The organism is Acinetobacter sp. UBA1297, from assembly GCF_002307755.1.
GTDB classification, from domain to species: Bacteria; Pseudomonadota; Gammaproteobacteria; order Pseudomonadales; family Moraxellaceae; genus Acinetobacter; species Acinetobacter radioresistens.
On the sequence record NZ_DBUF01000001.1, the window covers coordinates 258 to 20,119 of the forward strand.

Here is a 19,862-nt window from a genome sequence, read left to right on the forward strand (position 1 = left end):
ACTGGATGGTACCAAAAACCATGCATAATGATGGCAACTACGTCATCTCGCTGGGCAATGTCGTACGCTGGCTGGGTGCCAAGGCAGAGGAGCTGGAAGTCTCGATCTTCCCGGGCTTTGCTGCATCAGAAATCCTCTACCATGAAGATGGTTCGGTCCGCGGAATCCAGACCGGTGACATGGGCATTGGCAAAGATGGACAGCCAACCCATAACTTTATGCCGGGCTATGAGTTGCTGGCTAAATATACCCTGTTTGCTGAAGGCTGCCGTGGCCATTTGGGCAAGCGTCTGATCCAGAAATTCAACCTGGATAAAGATGCCGATCCGCAGCACTACGGCATCGGTATTAAAGAGCTATGGGAAATTGATCCTGCCAAGCACAAGCCGGGTCTGGTGATGCACGGTGCCGGCTGGCCATTATCAGAAACCGGTTCGTCTGGGGGCTGGTGGCTATACCATGCCGAAAATAACCAGGTGACGCTGGGCATGATTGTCGATCTGTCGTACAAGAATCCGCATATGTTCCCGTTTGCTGAAATGCAGCGCTGGAAGACTCATCCCCTGATTAGACAATACCTCGAAGGCGGCAAGCGGATTTCTTATGGCGCGCGTGCAGTCACCAAAGGTGGCCTGAACTCATTGCCAAAGCTGACCTTCCCGGGCGGCTGCCTCATCGGTGATGATGCGGGTTTCCTGAACTTTGCCAAGATCAAGGGTTCACACACTGCCATGAAGTCCGGCATGCTCTGCGGTGAAGCAGTGTTTGAAGCGATTGCCCGCGGTGTAGAAAAAGGTGGTGAAGTGGGCTATGCCCGTGCGGCTGAAGGCGAAGACTTCTTTGAAAAGGAACTGACTGCCTATACCGACAAGTTCAACCATAGCTGGCTGAAAGAAGAGCTGTACAGCTCCCGTAACTTTGGTCCGGCCATGCACAAGTTTGGCCAGTGGATTGGCGGTGCCTTTAACTTTATTGACCAGAATGTGTTCAAGGTTCCTTTTACCCTGCACGACCTGCTGCCCGACTTCAAGGCCCTGCAAACTGTAGAGGCAGAGAGCTTCAAGCCCAACTATCCGAAACCGGATGGCAAGCTGACCTTTGATCGTCTGTCTTCCGTCTTTGTATCCAACACGGTACATGAGGAAAACCAGCCGTCCCACCTCAAGCTGGCTGATGCGTCTATTCCGGTTGAGGTCAACCTGCCGAAATATGACGAGCCGGCACAGCGTTACTGTCCGGCCGGGGTTTACGAGATTGTTCAGGAAGAGACTGGACCACGGTTCCAGATCAATGCAGCGAACTGTGTGCACTGCAAGACCTGTGACATCAAGGACCCTTCACAAAACATCACATGGGTAACACCGGAAGGTGGTGGTGGTCCTAACTACCCAAATATGTAATAAGAAAAGCCCGCTTCATGAAGCGGGCTTTTTTATAGAGATTGATAACAGGTATATATTTTTATAGAAAAGATCAGGCTTTAACGATCAGTGAAGCTGCAATTAGCCACATAATCATACCAATTATAATATCCAGAATTTTCCATGCCTTGGGCTTTTCAAAAACGGGCTCCAATAATCTTGCACCAAAAGCCAAACTGAAAAAGAATATAAAGGATGCAGATACTGCGCCGCTGGCAAAGGCCATCTTATTACTATACTGGGATGAGATTGATCCGAGCAGAACCACGGTATCTAAATAAACATGGGGATTAAGCCAGGAAAAAGTTAAACATAACAGTATAGTCTGACGCAGAGAAGCAGTTTTCTGTTTTGAAGCATGTAAACCTTCCTGTGCTCTATAGGCCTGATAAAAACTGCGTAGTCCGTAACCAAACAGAAAAATGGCGCCAAACCATTTCATCGCCTGAATGAGACCTTCCTGCTGGCTTAAGAGATGGGCAAAGCCAAAAACACCAAGAGAAATCAGTAGTGCATCGGACAGCGCACAAACTAGAGCTACTGCAAATACATGCTGACGGAGCAACCCCTGTTTTAACACAAAGGCATTTTGTGCCCCAATCGCCATAATCAAGGAGAACCCTAAAACCAGGCCAGATAAATAACTACTCACGCACCATTAACCCTTACGTACCAGGTAATGATATTCCTTATGCTGTTCAGTATCTGTTAATTCTTCCTGAAGCAGTAGCTCGTGACCCAGGTGCATACAGAATTTCGGGATATCCCAAGAGGTTGAAGGATCAGTTGCGAATACCTCGACGACATCACCCGTTTTTACTTTTCGAATAGCCTGATGCAGCATCATTACTGGCTCTGGGCAACGTAACCCACGAGTATTTAACTGGATATCAGGCGTTAACGCAGGTTCAGACATGCTCTATCTCGAATGACATAAACCGCTCTATTTTAACATAAAGCGCTCAATACTCTGACTGATTTATTTGTAGGGTGCATTTTACTGGACCGTTTAAAACATATATACCAAAGCTATACATGCTTATAGTTTGTTACAGCCTTATAGCAATAGCACTGCACTGTTTTTTAGATTATTGCTAAGCTTATTATTCGCTCTTATTAATTGATTGTTCTTACCTCCCACTTTTCTCTATAGCAATAGCAGGAGTGAATAAGATGCTTCATCAGGAAATGCAAAAAATATTACAGGACTTGCAAAAGGTTCAGGCGAAACCGGCGGTCAGTATCTTTGTCAAAACTCACCGTACTTTTCCAGATAATGAAAAAGATCCGATTGCTTTAAAAAATCAACTCAAAGCTGCTGAAGATTGCTTGAAGAAAAAACATGGTGCAGAAATTACCCAGCAGGTCATGCGAAAAATTCACCAGGAGTTGAATGACTTCAGACCAAATTATAATCTTGATACGCTGGCTATTTTTGCCTCGCCGGAACAGGCGCATGTATTACGGTTTCCATTTGATACAGTGGAGCGTGTAGTAATCAATGATCAGTTTGCTGTACGTGATATTTTAAAAAGTCTATCTTCTGCCGTGCATTATTATGCACTGGTCATTACCCGTGAAAAGGGCCGTCTGATTGAGGCAATTGATGACAGGGTTATTCACGAATTTAATCCAGAAGATACTGATTTACTCGAAAATCTGCCTTATGGTGCTTTTCCGGTAGTAACTGACAGTTTGGCCACTACCAGTGCTGCTGAACGTTCTATAAATGAAGATAAATATCTCAAAGAGTTCTTGAATCACATTGACAAGAACCTGCAGGCAGTTTTAGGCAGACGTAACTTGCCTGTAATTCTGATCGGTGACAAACGTAATATCGGTTTTTATAAAGAAATTTGTGACCAGCCTAATGTAATAATCGCCACTGTTGATAATGTAACTTATCTGGATAACGGTGATGCTCAACATATTGTTAACAGTATTCAGCCTGCGCTACAGCACTACCAGCAGCAGCGGCAATTACAGGCACGACAGAATATGCAGTCCCTTTATGGCACCCCAAGAATTCGGACAGATCTCCAGGAAATTTATCGGGCAGCATTAGAAGGTAATACTGCAACGCTTTATGTGCGTCAGGGTCACACACTATCGGGCCAACTGGCTCCTGAACAGCAGAGCGTTATACTAAATGATGCAGGCGATATAGAACCCCAGACTAATGATCTTATTGATGACCTCATTGAACTGGTCAGGAAAAATAGTGGTCAGGTTATGTTTCTAGATCAAACCATGATGGAAGGTCATGACCCTCTGGTTTTGGCTACCCGTTATTAATTTGACGCCCCAGCCATAGTCCTTGAGGGCTATGGCTCTTTTGAATCTTTTTTATATAAAACCGGGGCTATTTTTAGATTTATCTATAAAAATTGGAATTTTTCTAAAATAAAACTTCTGACTCTGCCGTTTGCAACTTTTATCCTTTCGCTGATGTTTGTAGATGCACAGGTTTATTTTCTTCGGTATGATTAAATTACTTTTATTAGCTACCAAGAGTCTTTAGGAAAGATCATGCACGAGGAATCAGGCCCGTCGTGGGGTATGCGAGGCTTACGCAAATGGTTGGGCACCGCCCCCGGCACCCGCGATGAACTGTTAAAACTAGTACAAGATTCACGTCGTTTTTTGGAACCCGATACTGTCGCCATGCTTGAAGGCGTACTTGACCTGCCAGCCACTAAAGTTCGTGAAGTTATGACTCCACGTACTGCCATTATTAGCCTGCAGGAAGACGATCAGTTACTTGATATCCTGCATGTCCTGATTGAATCGGCACATTCGCGCTTTCCGGTATTTTCATCTGATCAGCCAGATAATGTAGTCGGAATTTTGCTGGCCAAAGACCTCCTCCCGTTTATGACCACGCCAACACCTAAAATTGATGTACGTGCACTCATGCGTCAACCGCTGTTTGTACCTGAAAGTGCACGCTCAGATCAGGTATTGAGAATGCTCAAGAATACCCAGACCCATATTGCAATTGTTATTGATGAATATGGCTCGACTTCTGGTCTGGTAACACTTGAAGATATTCTGGAAGAAATTGTCGGCGAAATTGAAGATGAACACGACAAGATTGATGAAGAAGCACAATATATTATTCCAGACCAGACACATAGCACAGCCAATGCATGGATTGTTCAGGCACTTACACCAATCGAACACTTCAACACAGTTTTAGATGCTGATTTTTCTGATGATGAGGTAGAAACTGTCGGCGGTTTGCTGCTACAGGAAATCGGTCTGGTGAGTGACCTGCAAGGTCAGGTGATTGAACTTGGAGACTGGGAATTCAGTATTGTAGAAGCAGATGCCCGCACTATTCATCTGATTCGAGCTGTACGTAAATGAGAGCATATTTTGACAAGCTGTTATCCACTTCAGAACAAAAAAAACAGCTCCCCCTTATTTTTCCTTTATTAATTTCTTTATTTGCCGGCGCTATTTTTAGCTTTGCGCTGGCCCCTTATTACTGGTGGTGGCTGGCGATACTCTCACCAGCACTCTTGTATGCGTCATTACGTCATCGCTCAGCCAAGCAGGCGTTTGTACTTGGCTGGGCCTATGGTTTCGGCTTATGGTTTGTTGGTGCATTCTGGCTGTTTACCTCAATCCATACATATGGCGATACCAATGCAATCCTCAGTGTACTGATGATTGCCATTATGGCACTGGTTATGGGACTGTTTAGTGCCTTGCAGGCTTGGGCTTATCGGCGCTTTTTCCCTGAAACTCCTCTCACTTTTGCACCTCTTTGGGTATTTTCAGAATGGGCCAAAACTTGGGTGTTTACCGGGTTTCCATGGCTATTCGCCGGATATGCCTTTACTGAACGCTTCCTAGACAGCTATGCCCCACTTTTTGGTGTGTTTGGGGTCTCTTTTGTTGTTATTACTCTGGCCTGTGCCTTGGTTGAAGTTCTAAATCGACGGGTATTCTGGGTGGTTCCCTCTACCGTGCTATTGCTGGGAGCTTGGGGTGCTGCACAGTTTCACTTTGTTGAACAGAAAGCAACCAAACCGCTATCAGTTTCCCTGATTCAGGGCAATATTCCACAGGACCTAAAATGGCTGACTGAATACCAGGCCAAAACCCTCATGATTTATGTAAATTTGAGCCGGACCGAATGGGGGCGTGACTTGATTGTCTGGCCGGAATCCTCGATTCCAATGTTCCAGAGTGATATTGAACCGTTTTTAAAAGCTATGCAGGCTCAGGCAGAAAAAACTGATACTGCCTGGGTAACTGGTATTCCCTATTGGGATTTGAAAGAATCCAAACAGACCGGTTATCCGATGTATTATAACAGTATTATGGCTTCTGGCAGTGAAGCAGAAGGTCTGTACAAAAAACAGCGACTGGTTCCATTCGGGGAATATATTCCGCTTTCAGGCTTACTCAGCTGGGTTTTACCAGGTGTACAAAATGATGTCATGCTCAGTGGTTTTTCCCGTGGTTCAAGCGAACAAAAACCACTGATGATTAAAAACCATCCCTTAGCATCAGCTATCTGTTATGAAATTGCCTACCCCAACCTGACTCGCCGCAACGCCAGCACCAGTGACTTTCTGGTGACTGTCTCGAATGATGCCTGGTTTACTGGTACAGCTGGACCTTGGCAGCATTTACAAATGGTTCAGATGCGGGCCAAAGAAAATGGACGCTGGTTTATCCGGGCAACCAATACAGGTGTAACAGCATTTATTGATCATACCGGTCATATAGTAAAACAGGCTCCAACTGATCAGGAGTTTGTACTGCGCGGCGAACTGCCGGCCATGCAAGGCCAAACTTGGTATAACCGTTTTAGTGACTGGCCGATTCTGGGCTTTTCACTTTTTCTTCTGGTCTTGGGCTGGATCTATCGTCCACGTAAAGTAGATGTTTCATTTAAATCGCGACGCTAAGGCCTTAAATTCTTATCCTAGATAAAAAAACCGGATTTCATCATCCGGTTTTTTGTACATTTTAAATAGGCATTAAAATCAAAGCTGAACACTCAGATAAGAAAGTATGACAGCCAGAACACTCATTGGCAGATGGCGATATAATTTGAGCATACACTGCTCCCAGCGATTGGGTATTTCCATTGTGAGCTCTACAGCACTAGTTTTTAAAGCAGCCCAGAAACTTAAAAAAATTAAAGCACCTATTAAACTGGTTGCGAAGAAACCCACCATAATCTGACTACTGCCCTCTACGGTTTGCCAGAAGTCTAAAATGAAATGGCTGACAGGTAATAAGCTCAGCACCAAAAGCACAGATTTAAGCATGGTTAAATGCAGTGAGTTTAAATTATCTGAGAATAAGACTGCTTTCATATTTATGACTCCCTGACATTTACTGTCTATAAATATATTATTCAATCTTTTTTTAAATAAGAAGTTTATTTTTATTCATGTTTCACTATTATTGTAACTATTCGATATGAAAATAATTCTTATTATTAACATTAAATAAAATCATATCATAAAATTAATTAAAAACAATTATTTAAATAATATTAAATATCAAGAATTATTATCACTTCACTTAATATTTACTGTCTATATTAAGTGAAGCTATTTATTTACTATTTATATTTTAAATTTAACCCCATCATTCTATTCCTTTCGCCATACTCATTTTATTTATACTCGTATTAAATATTATAAAACTTACGGCTGGTAATAAATATCGGCATCTGTACCTTCACCACCCTGTTTACCATCTGCGCCAAATGAATACAGGTCATAGCTACGGCCTTCTGAACCGGGAATTACATACTGGATATCATTATCCCAGCTATCTTTAGGGTAGCCCCCTTTTACATAACCTCCCGGTAGCCAGTTCTTGGCTGTCGCTGGCTGATTAACCAATGCATCCAGTCCCCCATCCTGCATTGAAGGAAATTGGCCATTATCGAGTTTGTATTGATCCAATGCCCCTGCTACACCTTTTAAGGTAATGACTGTGGTATCAATCTTGGCTTTTTCACCTCGTCCCATTACATTCGGTACAATCAGCGCTGCCAGTACACCTAAAATCACAATTACCACCATGACTTCAATCAGGGTAAAACCAGACTGACGGGTTCGATAACTCTTGTTCTGCATTAAAATTTTCTCACTTTACTTATAGTCTTTAAAAAAATTAAACCATATTGTTCATATTCACGATAGGTAACATCACTGCAATTACTATTACCAGCACAATACCGGCCATGAGAACCAGCATCAGCGGTTCCAGCAAAGCCAGTAACGTAGATATAAAAGTAGCCACTTCACGGTCCTGCATGGTAGATGCCCGCTCCAGCATGCGGTCCAACTCACCGGATGCCTCGCCACTGCGAATCATCTGTACCATCATTGGTGGAAAATAACCGGCACGTTCAAGCTGGGTCGCTAGGTTACCGCCTTCTGTTACTTTTTCTGCGGCAAGATTGACAGAATCCCGGATTACCCAATTATTACTGACCGCCGCACCAATTTTAAGCGCATCAACCAAAGGTACGCCGGAGCGGGTTAAAATAGACAGGGTACTGGCAAAACGGGCAGCATTGATACCACGAGCCAATTTACCAAAGAGAGGCAACTTCAGTACAAAGCGGTCAAAGGTATAATGGCCGGCTGAAGTCTTTAAAAAACGTATCAGCAGCATAATACCCACTACACTGATCACCAGTAAAAATGGCCAAGCCTGACGGATAAAATCACTGGTCTTCATTAAAATAACCGTAATGGCGGGAAGTGCCTGCTTGCTCTGATCAAATGTTTTTACAATATCCGGCACTACATAGGTCATTAATCCCATTACGATCGCAAATGACATCAGCATCAAGATAATCGGATAAATCATTGCCCCCTGAATTTTCTTCTGCATGGCAAAGCGGTTTTCTGTATAGTCGGCCAGCTGATCCAGAATTAGGTCCAGATGCCCTGAACGCTCACCCGCTGCGATGGTGGCAATATAAAGATCAGGAAAACGCCCAGACTGTTGTATAGCCTGAGCCAGTGAATGGCCTTCGAGCACCTTGGAACGTACCGACATCAGTAAATTCTGTACATGTACTTTTTCACTTTGTTTGCCTACAGCCCGAATAGCTTCTTCTAACGGAATTGCGGCCGCGACCAGCACTGAAAGCTGACGGGTCATAAGTGCCAGGTCATAGGCATTTAAGCCTTTTTTGCGCCATGATCTGGTCTGACCTTTTTCTTTATTTTCTACTGGTTCGACACTGACCGGAATCCATGCTTTATCACGCAGCTGCTGTCGTATCTGACGTGCGGAATCGCCTTCCAGTATGCCTTTTTGCTGCTTTCCCGAAGCATCCATTGCAGTAAATTGATATGCTGGCATTGTAGTTTTCTAGTTTTTCCCAAAATTTATCATCATTGCTGTTGCATCAGGCAATACAGATCATTCATATTCATGTTGTTGTCCGCTTGCTCACTGTAATATAACCGAGTCGATAGCATGACGCCATTTTATCTAAAACCTTTAACGAAATTTATATGCCTAGCTCGTCCCATAATAACTGCTGTATATACCGTGTCCGGGTAGCTGTACCTGTTCATCTCTATGATAGTTTTGACTATCTGCTTAGTGCCGAACAATACTTACAGGCAGAAGTCGGTGCGCGGGTAGCAGTATCTTTTGGACGGCAGAATCTGATTGGTATCATTGTAGAGAAAATCTCTCCCGATGTTATGCCTGATCCGCGTATCAAGCTTAAGACTATTACTGAGCTGCTCGACAAGGAAGCCATTATAGACAACAAAGTTTTAAGTTTGTTGACATGGTCTGCACAGTATTATCAATTTCCTTTGGGTGAGGTAATGCAATGTGCTCTACCCGGCCTGTTGCGTCAGGGTAAACCGCTAAATCTGCTGGCTCGAGTCTGGAAGGTGGTACAGCCTGATGCAGAACAGCTGCTCAAGCGTTCAATCAAGCAGCAAGATGCTTATAAGATTTTAAAATTACATGCAGCCGGTACAACAGAAGACATTCTGAATTTAAGTGGTGTTGAAACTGCCACCTTAAAAACTCTTGAAAAAAAAGAAATTGTTCGCTGTGAATTAACAGCAATAAATACCACGCCTGAACCGGTGCAGCTGGCGCAAATGCCACTCACACCCAATGAAGAACAGCACAAAGCAATTCAGCGTATTTTAAAATCATTGAAGAAATTTCAGGCCTTCTTACTTGATGGTTTGACTGGTAGCGGCAAAACAGAAGTTTATTTGCAGGTGATGTACGAAGTACTAAAACAGGGCAAGCAGATATTGGTTCTGGTTCCCGAAATCGGGTTGACACCTCAAACCATTTCCCGGTTTAAATCACGGTTTAATGTAGATATTGTACTATTACATTCTGGTTTGAGTGAATCCAAACGTTTGCAAGCATGGCAGCATGCCCAAACCGGCAAGGCTTCCATTATTCTCGGAACCCGTTCAGCAATTTATACGTCGTTGCCCCGGCTGGGACTGATTATTCTGGATGAGGAGCATGATCTGTCATTCAAGCAACAGGAAGGCTTTCGCTACCATGCCCGTGACGTAGCTCTCTACCGTGCCCATCTGGAAAACTGTCCGATTATTCTTGGCTCAGCCACACCCAGTCTGGATAGCTATCATCTGGTAGAACAGAATAAACTGACACGACTGGAACTTAACCAGCGGGCTGGCAATGCGGTCTTACCCAAAATGCAGTTAATAGATCTGAAAGTAGCCAAAAAACAGCATGGAATTAGTGAACAGCTCATCAAGCAGATTCAGCAGCGGCTGGACAAAAAAGAACAGGTGCTGGTTTTTTTAAACCGGCGTGGTTATGCGCCGGTACTGGTCTGTAATCATTGTGGCTGGCAGGCCAACTGCCCCCATTGTGATGCGCATTTTACTCTGCATACACAGCCCTATAATCATCTGCACTGTCATCATTGTGGTTCCATTCATCGTGTACCGGAAAGCTGTCCCGAATGTCAGCAAACGACCTTAAAAACGCTCGGGATGGGCACTGCCAAGGTTGAAGAAACCCTGACCGAGCTCTTTCCAGATTTTGATGTAATTCGTGTGGACCGTGACAGTACCAGCCGGGTTGGCCAATGGGACCGTATCTATCAGCGGATTCATCAAAGCCAGCCTGCTATTTTACTCGGTACCCAAATGTTAGCCAAGGGCCATCATTTTCCCTACGTGACCTTGGTTGCGATTCTGGATATTGATGCCGGACTGCTCAGCTTTGATTTTCGTGCGCCGGAACGTACAGCCCAGCTCATCATTCAGGTGGCTGGTCGTGCTGGCCGTGGAGACCGCAGAGGCGAAGTCTATCTGCAAACTTTAAGGCCTGATCATCCACTGTTAACTACATTGATCGAGAAAGACTACCGTGCTTTTGCCAAACAAGCACTCATTGAGCGCCAGCAGGCACAGCTGCCGCCTTATCGTTATACGGTACTGGTACGAGCCGACTCCAGAAACCAGCAATACAGTCAGGAATTTTTAGCTGAAATTGCTCGTAAGCTACGTGAACTTGCAGGTAGTCAGGTTGATATCTGGGGCCCTATCCCTGCCCCTATGGAGCGTAAGGCGGGTCGCTACCGGGCCCATCTGGTCCTGCTTTCAGCTGACCGGGCACAGCTGCATTTTTATTTACGGCAATGGTGGGTGATGGTAGTACAACAGCCACGACAGCATCAGTTAAAGCTGAGTATCGACGTTGATCCACAGGAACTCAGCTAGACAGATACGAGCGGCCTCTACAGCTTGGCAGTATTTTCAGGTTTAATAGTACAAAGAACAAAACAAACGCCCGGGATAAACTTATGTCTTTGATGTTATATATGACGATTTTTCTTGGAGCATCTTTAATCCTTGTAGCCCTGAGCAGACGTTTAGGCTTGACGTCAGTGCTCGGCTATCTGGTAACAGGCTTAATTCTGGGTCAAAGCGGATTTAATCTGATTGAATTCTCCCTGATTCAGAATTTTATAGTTTATGCATCGATTCTTCTTGTATTTTTAGTAGGACTGGAACTCAGGCCGCAACGCATCTGGTTGATGCGATCACACCTGATTAAATTGGGCGGTATTCAAATTGTTATCACTGCAGGGCTCATCGTAACCTTGGGAATAACTGTATTGCAGTTACCGCTGCTGAACAGTTTTATTGTCGGTTTTGCTTTAGCCCTCTCTGCCATGATTCTGGCCCTGCAGTTACAGACACAATATGAACAGCTTAATACCACTACTGGTCAATACACGCTTGCAGTTACTCTGGCACAGGCATTGGTCGCTATATTCCTAATTGCCTTATTACCCTTATTTACCCGTACTGAAAGTTCACAGCATGGGATTGCCTATTTTGCTGCAACTCTTGCAACTATTAGTGGCGTTTTTCTTTTTGGCCGTTATCTGATCCAGCCATTTTTAAATTATCTGGCCAAACAAAACAGTATCGAACTGATGGCCGCTACAGCCCTGTTTACCGTACTGGCCATTTTTCTTACCGTAGATGCTTTAGGGCTGCATGTGCTGATTGGTGCATTACTGGCAGGGATGTTACTGGCAGATACTCCTTTTCGACATGCGTTTGAAACCATGATCAAACCTTTTCGTAGCCTGATGTCCGGTTTTTTCTTTCTAAGTCTTGGTTTATATGCTTCATTCGCTGTGATTACACAGTCCCCAGTCTTTATTGTCTCTCTGGTTGCGGCCCTACTGATCATTAAGTCAATTGTATTAGCTATACTTGGACATTACTCGCGCCTGAACTGGAGTAATGCAAGTTTGTTGGGTTTAGGACTTTGTCAGAGCGGAGAGCTAACTTTTCTAGTGCTGTATGCGGCATTAAAAGAACAGTTAATTGGACAGGTTATAATGAACCAGCTAACCGCAGTTATTGTATTGTCAATGTTGCTCAGCCCATTTATCTATTTACTGGCCCAGCACATTATAAAACAGCGACCCGAACGAACCAGACAAGATGATGTTAATACTGAAGCCTCTCCAGCACTGATCATTGCCGGTTTTGGCCGTTTTGGTCAAATTATTGCCCGAGTTGCCCATCAGCAGCTGCTGCCCTTTACCATCATTGATAATAATCAGCCTGGAGCAGAGTTTATTGAAGCGTATGGCGGACGGTTTATTGAGGCAGATATTACTGATTCTCAAACCCTGCAACAGGCCGGTATTGAACAGGCCAAGATACTCGTTATCGCCATTGATGATGTAGAAGACTGTATGAATGCAGTACGCTATATACGGCTGAACTATCCTGAACTAAAACTATTGGTACGGGCTCGCGACCGCTATCACGTACATTTGCTACGTGATATGGGAATAGAACATTTCTGGCGGGAAACCCAGCTTTCTGCATTAGATATGGCAGAATATATGTTACATGCTCATGGTTTATCCTTAGAAGAAGCCCATGAGCAAGTAGATGCATTTCGCCAGCACGACTTAATACTGCTTAAACAGCAACAACGTCTTAATCGTGATGATCATAAAATTTATGAAACCCATGGCAATGCTTTAGCAGAGCTCAAACATTTGTTTGCCTATAATGAGCAGGTACAGGCAAGATATGAAGAATCTGATTTAAACCCGAATGTGGAAAATTATCGTAGTGATGTTACACAGGGTGGTCAAAATTAACTTGTATTTTAAAATAAAGACACCATAAAGACAGGGTTTGGAGAAATTTATGTCTGATTTACGTCAACGCTTCTATCTTGAGAATAGCCCTGTTCGTGGTGAAGTTGTTCATCTTGAAGAAGCCTTACAAACTATTCTGGCACAGCGTCCCTATGCACCCGCCGTACAACTGTTGATTGGCGAAATGCTAAGTGCGACTGCTCTGCTGGCCAGTACCCTGAAAATTAAGGGCCGTATCAGTTTACAAATTCAGGCTGCCGGTACTTTTAAATGGGCTATGGCTGAGTGTACTCATTTAGGTCAGGTCCGTGCCTTGGCTGAGTATGAAGAAGATCCACGTTTTGGCGAGGCCACAGATAGTAGTGTCGTACTCGGCTCTCTGGTCAATCCAGTGCTATTTATCAATATCGAACCCGAATTTGGCGAACGCTATCAAGGGATTGTACCGCTTGACCGTTCAACTTTGGCAGAATGTCTCATGCAGTATTATGACCTGTCTGCCCAGATTCCGACCCGGTTAGTGTTGGCCAGTAATGAACAGCGTTCCGGTGGCTTACTGATTCAGCTTTTACCACGTAATAGTGAAGAAGAACAGCAAATCGTGGATGAAGACTTATGGCCACGGTTAACCATGCTGACTGAAACATTAAAATCGGAAGAACTGACCGAACTTGGCGCCGAGGAAATACTTTATCGTCTTTATAACGAGGAGGACGTCCGCTTGCCTGAGGTTGAACATTTACGTTTTGGCTGTACCTGTTCAAAAGAGCGTTGTGCTGCTGCTCTGCAACAGATTGGCGTAAGTGCTGTGCGTGAAACACTAGAATTCCAGAATCCAATCGTAATGGACTGCCAGTTCTGCCAGGCACAGTATACTTTCACTGCTGAAGAAGCCTTGGGCCTGTTTGGCGAACATCTCAGTTAAAAATTACTAAGAATCAGAATTTTAAAGCCCTAATTCCTTAGGGCTTTTTTATTATTTTCCTTATTCGCTTACCTGTTTCTCACGCTTTAATATTGAAGTTCTTATATCTTTATCTAAAAATAAGTTTTTGATTAATAAATAAAAAATTTAACTTCCTCTATACCAAAGCTGGCTCAGATTTTATGACTGTCTTACTACTTTCTCCTTATCGCAATATCCTATTGATTTTTTAGTTGAAATTTTAAAGATGAGTCGTTATAAATTAGGCGTTTTACTCTAAAACAAGACTGAAAAAATTATTATTTTATATTTGGGGTTCATTTCATGAAGAAACTATTGTCCTGCATGGCTGCGGGGATCTTTTTTACAACGATCAGCACTTTAAGTTTTGCAAGCGCTGATCCTTTAGTCGGTAAATGGAAAACGGTAGATGACCGGACGGGCTATTCCCGCGCTGATGTAATGGTCAAGAAAAATGCAGATGGTACTTATACCGGCACAATCGTAGAAACTCGTGCAGTACCTGGCCGCCCAAAAATGGAAATATGTGAAAACTGTCCAGGTGATTTAAAAGGTAAGCCTTTTATTGGCCTTCCCTTTATTTATAACTTTAAACAGAATCCAAATAATCCATATGAATACATTGATGGTCGTGTACTTGATCCGATCGGAGGAAAAATTTATAAGGGTAAGGCCAAGGTCAATGCAAATGGCAAACACCTCACGCTAAGAGGCTACGTAGGTGTATCCGTCGTAGGCCGTAGTGTGACTTGGGTTAAATACTAGAATATTTAATTGAAACTTAAATCAAAAAGCTCCAGTTCTCGGGGCTTTTTTTGTCACGCTTTGAAACAATATAACTAATGCTTTACTCTGGCTTTTTTTTATACAACTCCAATAATGAATTAAAACAGATAAATGAATAGACGTAGAGCTGATCTATGGAAAAAAATTATTATGAACAATTGGGTATCTCACGAGATGCCAGTCCTGAAGAAATCAAGAAAAGTTATCGAAAACTGGCCCGTAAATATCATCCTGATGTCAGTAAAGAAGCAGATGCGGAAGCACAGATGCAGGCCATTAATGTTGCCTATGATACGTTAAGTGACCCGGAAAAGAAGGCTGAATATGACCAGATGCTGGATCATCCACAAGGCTTCTCTGGCTTTAATCAGAATGCAGGTCAGGGTGGCTTTGATGGCAGCCGTTTCTATCGGCAAGGTTTTTCTCAAGGAGATGCTTCAGATTTTAATGGTTTTGAAGACCTGTTTGGTCGTTTTGGTACAGGATTTGGTGGAGGCCACTATCAGTACCAGCGCGAGCCTCGTAGTTATCGTGGTGAAGACCAGCACGCCAAGATCGAAATTGATGTAGAAGTCGGCTATCAGGGAGCGACCCAAAATATCACTTTGCAGATTCCGACTGTAAATGCATATGGGGAACCAGAGGTACAGCGCAAAACCTTACAGGTTAAAATACCTAAAGGTATGAAAGAAGGCCAGCAAATCCGCCTAAGCGGTCAAGGTCAGCTCGGTATTAATGGCGGCGAGAATGGCGATTTATATATTGAAATACAATATCGTGATACTGACCGAATCAGAGTAGATGGTACGGATGTTTATTATACCGTCAATGTTACTCCTTGGGAGGCTGCACTAGGCAAAGCGATTACCGTAAATACACCAGCCGGTTCATTGAATGTAAACCTGCCTAAAAATGCCCAGTCTGGCCAACAACTTCGCCTGAAGGATAAAGGAATTCCAAATAAAACACCGGGCCATCTTTATCTTATCTTGAACATTGTAGTGCCACCAGCAACCACTGCACAGCAACAGCAGGCTTATGAATCTCTGGCTGAAGCATTCGTATCTTATCAGCCTCGCGCTTATTAAGGAGCATGGAAAATGGCGATTATTCATTACCGTGAAGTTGTATATCAGGGCCAACATGACTCTGAAATTATTGACGAACAATCTATGCTAGATCTTGAACATTTTGCTCAAGTGTGTGGACAGAGTCAGGAATGGGTTCTGGAATTGCTCGAATACGATATCTTACCAGTACGCTCTCAGCAATCTTCATATCAGTTTCTGGGCGAAGATGTAGCTCGTGCCCGTAAGGCTTACCGTTTACAGCGTGATTTTAATGCCAGTTTATCTGCAGTTGCAGTCATGCTGGATCTGATTGATGAAGTTCAGCATTTACGCAAACAGATTGGCATATTTAAACCCAAATAGCTGTATAACTTGGGCCAGATAAACTATAAAATTTAACTCTGGAGTAGAGAAAAATTAATCGACCGATTTACGTAATTTAAATCTGGCCCGTTTTCTCTGCTGCTGTGCTGAATGATACCTTTCTTCATCGAGTAACCAAGACAGGTTTACATTACGCTGATGATGCTGCTGAGCCAGCAGATCCAGAATACTGCGCTCTCCCCGCCCCAGCAAATGTCGCCGGTAAAATAGATAAATTAGCAAGACTGTGCAAAATAGCATGGCTACCAGCATGAGCCAGAACCCGTTCTCTACACTAAGTCCCGGCATATATTCAAAGTTCATTCCATAAATACCGGTTAATAAGGTCAAAGGCGCAAAAACAGTTGTAATAATCGCCAGAATCCGCATATTTTCATTGGTCTGGTTGGAAATAGCAGAGAAATGTAGGTTAATGGCACTTTGTATGGAGTTTCGAAGCCGGGTAGTATGCTTTTGTACCCGTTCAATGTGGCCAGTTAGATCATCCAGTCGAATCAATAGGATATCCTGAGGATCAACCAGATCTTCTCCCATTAGATGATGATAGTTCTGAACAATTTCATCACGGATTTCCTGCATAGCCTCAATTTGTTCTTCACAGAGATTTTCAATTTGCTGAAATAGAGTCATTTCCTGAAATAATTGATGCCACTGTTTGAAACGTTTTCTGCCCTGCAGCAACTCACGCTGCCAGTATTCAACCCGCCGTGTTAATGGCATTCGGATATCGAGATAGTTATCGATAATGCTACATAAAAGACGTAATGCCAGATCAAAAGGAGAGGTGGCGAGTTTTTGTGGTTTTCCAGGATCATCAATATTGCAACTGAGGCTGGCCTGAAGCCGGTGGATAAAGACTTCCAGTATAGTATTGCCTTTTTCCCGCACTGTAATTAATAGATCAGGGTTAAAAATAAAACTGACTGGCGTGGTAGCCAGACCAAAAGCACTTTCCTGCGGTTCCAGTCCAAGATCAATATTTTTGATCTGGTCATCTGGCGTAACCAGTTTTCTAAGGATCAGTAAATTGTATTCTTCAGTACTATCGAAAGTACATGGATGCTCTACGTTTAAAATATCTTTGACATGATATTCAGACAGGGATAGCTGTGAAAGCTCATGAATTTTATTCTGCCAGTCTTTAACATGATTAATTACATCGTCACGGGTCGAATCAATCCAGATAAACTCAAGCTCGTGGCCTTCTTCGGGTTGATGACTCACAAAAATGCACTGTTCGCTCAGATGTCGATAGAAATAATAAACCTGCATACCTGATAATTATTATAAAAATTTACATATGCATCATGACATAAAAAAAGCCTGCATCAAGCAGGCTTTTCTTTTCATTTCAAATTGATAACAAACTTAGTTAGAAGTTTGCTCAATATCTTTCATCGTCAGTTTAATACGGCCACGGTTATCTACATCAGCAACCTGAACTTTCACTTCCTGACCTTCTTTAAGAACATCAGTCACGTTAGCAATACGCTCATTTGAAATTTGTGAAATATGTAACAGCCCATCAGTACCTGGCATGATATTTACAAATGCACCAAATTCAACAATACGGATAACTTTACCGTCGTAGATCTTGCCTGGCTCAACCTCAGCAGTTAAGGCCTGAATCTTGGCAATTGCAGCGTTCGCAGCAGCTTTAGTTTCACCGAAAACACGAACGGTACCATTATCTTCAATATCAATTGCAGCTTTAGTTTCTTCAGTAATCTGACGAATTGTCGCGCCGCCCTTACCAATAACATCACGAATCTTGTCTGGATTAATTGTAATCACAGCAAATGTTGGAGCATGCATACTAATTTCAGGACGAGCACGAGAAATGACTTTATTCATTTCATTCAAAATATGCATACGACCAGTAAATGCCTGATTCAGGGCAACTTCCATGATCTCTTCAGTAATACCTTCGATTTTAATATCCATCTGAAGGGCAGTAATACCATTAGCAGAACCGGCTACTTTAAAGTCCATGTCACCTAGGTGATCTTCATCACCCAAGATGTCAGAAAGTACAGCGAAACGTTCTCCTTCTTTAACCAGACCCATTGCAATACCTGCAACTGGAGCTTTTAATGGTACGCCTGCATCCATCAGTGCAAGTGAAGCACCACAGACAGAAGCCATAGAAGATGAACCGTTTGACTCGGTAATATCAGATACTACACGTAGAACATACGGGAAGCGGTCAACCGGTGGAAGTACAGCCTGTACACCACGACGCGCCAAACGTCCGTGACCAATTTCACGACGCTTAGGACCAGATTCACGGCCAGTCTCGCCTACTGAATACGCCGGGAAATTATAGTGCAGCATGAAGTTGTCAGTTTTGGTCCCTGACAGTGTATCAACCATCAACGCATCACGGGTATTACCCAGTGTTGCAGTAACCAGAGCCTGAGTTTCACCACGGGTAAACAATGCTGAACCGTGAGCACGTTCCAGTACGCCAACCTGTACATCAAGTGCACGTACAGTCTTAGTGTCACGACCATCGATACGTGGTTTACCTGACAGGATATTGTCACGTACGGTACGATATTTCAGCTCTTCGAACAGTTCATTTACTTCGTCAGCAATACCAGTCTCGTCATTTTCAGGAACAAACTGTGCAATAGCTTCAGCATGTAAGGCATCAAGAGCTGCATAACGCTCCTGTTTTACAGCAATTGTATATGCTTCAGAGATTTTAGCTTCAAAAGCAGTTTTTAGCTGTTCAAGCAGTGCATCATTTTTAGTAGGTGCAACCCAAGTTGAGTCAGTTGCGCCTGCTGCTGCTGCAAATTCTTTAATTGCCTGAATAGCAATCTGCATTTCATCATGACCGAAGAGTACTGCGCCCAGCATCTGGTCTTCTGAAAGCTCTTTGGCTTCAGACTCCACCATCAGTACCGCAGTTTCAGTACCAGCAACCACAAGGTCAAGATCACTTTCTTTTAACTGTTCATGGTTCGGGTTAAGAATATATTCGCCGTTAATTAAACCAACACGTGCGCCAGCGATTGGGCCACGAAATGGTGTACCGGCAATTGACAACGCAGCTGAAGTACCCAGCATGGCAGCAATATCGGCATCCATGGTCTTGTCAGAAGAAACAACGGTCGCAGTTACCTGAATTTCGTTGTAGTAACCTTCTGGAAACAATGGACGAATTGGACGGTCGATCAGACGTGAGATCAGAGTTTCAGCTTCAGATGCACGGCCTTCGCGTTTACCGTAGCCGCCCGGGATACGACCAGCAGCATATTGTTTTTCTTGATAGTTTACAGTCAGTGGAAAAAAGTCCTGACCAGCTTTGGCAGTCGGTTGAGCAACTACAGCAACCAGTACAGAAACACCACCCATAGTGATCAGCACGGAATTCGCCTGACGTGCTACACGGCCAGTTTCCAGTACAACCTGATGCTGACCAAATTGAAATTCTTTACGGACAATGTTAAACATCGACATATATTTTAATATCCTGATTTTATTCTAGTGGAGGCCCCTAAGGTTTGACATTCATATCATTCCCGACAGCAATGATAAATGACAAAGCTTAGAAGCCGCACCTCACTAGTTTTAAACACAAAAGAAGGGACGAA

The 19,862-nt window shown here is 43.5% G+C and carries 17 protein-coding genes; 10 read left to right on the forward strand and 7 right to left on the reverse strand.

Translation table 11 applies throughout. From position 1 onward, the window contains the following. Window positions 1-1,400, forward strand: a 1,400-nt coding sequence (locus tag B3R63_RS00010) for an electron transfer flavoprotein-ubiquinone oxidoreductase (protein WP_286727432.1), incomplete at its 5' end; no start/stop codon positions are given. 73 nt (window positions 1,401-1,473) lie between these two features. On the opposite strand, the gene B3R63_RS00015 is transcribed toward B3R63_RS00010, so the two are convergent. Then, window positions 1,474-2,073 carry a LysE/ArgO family amino acid transporter gene (locus B3R63_RS00015; RefSeq protein ID WP_017400679.1) on the reverse strand — a complete coding sequence of 200 codons (600 nt, stop codon included), beginning with the start codon at window positions 2,071-2,073 and terminating at the stop codon, window positions 1,474-1,476. A gap of 6 nt (window positions 2,074-2,079) precedes the next feature. Beyond that, window positions 2,080-2,337, reverse strand: coding sequence for a sulfurtransferase TusA (gene tusA, locus B3R63_RS00020; protein ID WP_005023146.1), 258 nt, complete (start codon window positions 2,335-2,337; stop codon window positions 2,080-2,082). 257 nt (window positions 2,338-2,594) lie between these two features. On the opposite strand from tusA, the gene B3R63_RS00025 reads away from it, so the two are divergent. The 3 genes from B3R63_RS00025 (at window position 2,595) to lnt (ending at window position 6,346) form a co-directional block, all read left to right on the forward strand. Beyond that, the gene (locus B3R63_RS00025; RefSeq protein WP_286727433.1) at window positions 2,595-3,716 is read left to right on the forward strand and encodes a hypothetical protein; all 1,122 of its coding nucleotides are present in this window, start codon (window positions 2,595-2,597) and stop codon (window positions 3,714-3,716) included. 234 nt (window positions 3,717-3,950) lie between these two features. Then, window positions 3,951-4,790 carry an HlyC/CorC family transporter gene (locus tag B3R63_RS00030; protein ID WP_005016900.1) on the forward strand — a complete coding sequence of 280 codons (840 nt, stop codon included), beginning with the start codon at window positions 3,951-3,953 and terminating at the stop codon, window positions 4,788-4,790. Then, window positions 4,787-6,346 (forward strand): apolipoprotein N-acyltransferase, encoded by a 1,560-nt coding sequence (gene lnt / locus B3R63_RS00035; RefSeq protein ID WP_286727435.1) that lies wholly within the window; start codon window positions 4,787-4,789, stop codon window positions 6,344-6,346. The genes B3R63_RS00030 and lnt overlap by 4 nt, the downstream gene beginning before the upstream one ends. Window positions 6,347-6,424: 78 nt before the next feature. On the opposite strand, the gene B3R63_RS00040 is transcribed toward lnt, so the two are convergent. From B3R63_RS00040 to gspF, 3 genes are all read right to left on the reverse strand, one after another. After that, a complete protein-coding gene (locus B3R63_RS00040; RefSeq protein WP_005405666.1) occupies window positions 6,425-6,760 on the reverse strand; it encodes a hypothetical protein in 336 nt (111 codons plus the stop codon). A gap of 336 nt (window positions 6,761-7,096) precedes the next feature. Then, a complete protein-coding gene (gspG, locus tag B3R63_RS00045; protein ID WP_005023137.1) occupies window positions 7,097-7,534 on the reverse strand; it encodes a type II secretion system major pseudopilin GspG in 438 nt (145 codons plus the stop codon). Window positions 7,535-7,571: 37 nt separating this feature from the next. Further along, on the reverse strand, window positions 7,572-8,777 hold the full coding sequence (gene gspF, locus B3R63_RS00050; RefSeq protein ID WP_101160415.1) for a type II secretion system inner membrane protein GspF: 1,206 nt from the start codon (window positions 8,775-8,777) through the stop codon (window positions 7,572-7,574). 155 nt (window positions 8,778-8,932) lie between these two features. Here gspF and B3R63_RS00055 point away from each other — a divergent pair, with 155 nt between their 5' ends. The 6 genes from B3R63_RS00055 (at window position 8,933) to B3R63_RS00080 (ending at window position 16,239) form a co-directional block, all read left to right on the forward strand. Next, on the forward strand, window positions 8,933-11,158 hold the full coding sequence (locus B3R63_RS00055; protein ID WP_286727442.1) for a primosomal protein N': 2,226 nt from the start codon (window positions 8,933-8,935) through the stop codon (window positions 11,156-11,158). An 83-nt stretch (window positions 11,159-11,241) separates the two neighbouring features. Continuing rightward, window positions 11,242-13,074, forward strand: coding sequence for a cation:proton antiporter (locus B3R63_RS00060; protein WP_286727443.1), 1,833 nt, complete (start codon window positions 11,242-11,244; stop codon window positions 13,072-13,074). Between the two features lie 49 nt (window positions 13,075-13,123). After that, window positions 13,124-13,999, forward strand: a complete 876-nt coding sequence (locus B3R63_RS00065; protein WP_005016915.1) for an Hsp33 family molecular chaperone HslO — start codon at window positions 13,124-13,126, stop codon at window positions 13,997-13,999. A gap of 324 nt (window positions 14,000-14,323) precedes the next feature. Then, window positions 14,324-14,785, forward strand: a complete 462-nt coding sequence (locus B3R63_RS00070) for a DUF2147 domain-containing protein (protein WP_005016918.1) — start codon at window positions 14,324-14,326, stop codon at window positions 14,783-14,785. 155 nt (window positions 14,786-14,940) lie between these two features. Next, window positions 14,941-15,894, forward strand: coding sequence for a DnaJ C-terminal domain-containing protein (locus B3R63_RS00075; RefSeq protein ID WP_005405721.1), 954 nt, complete (start codon window positions 14,941-14,943; stop codon window positions 15,892-15,894). 12 nt (window positions 15,895-15,906) lie between these two features. Next, on the forward strand, window positions 15,907-16,239 hold the full coding sequence (locus B3R63_RS00080) for a chaperone modulator CbpM (protein ID WP_034671095.1): 333 nt from the start codon (window positions 15,907-15,909) through the stop codon (window positions 16,237-16,239). A 54-nt stretch (window positions 16,240-16,293) separates the two neighbouring features. Here B3R63_RS00080 and B3R63_RS00085 read toward each other — a convergent pair whose 3' ends face one another. Next, window positions 16,294-17,532: a magnesium transporter CorA family protein gene (locus B3R63_RS00085; protein ID WP_005405997.1), complete on the reverse strand. Its 1,239-nt coding sequence runs from the start codon at window positions 17,530-17,532 to the stop codon at window positions 16,294-16,296. A gap of 96 nt (window positions 17,533-17,628) precedes the next feature. Further along, window positions 17,629-19,722, reverse strand: a complete 2,094-nt coding sequence (gene pnp / locus B3R63_RS00090; protein ID WP_171287476.1) for a polyribonucleotide nucleotidyltransferase — start codon at window positions 19,720-19,722, stop codon at window positions 17,629-17,631. Window positions 19,723-19,862: the final 140 nt, after the last annotated feature.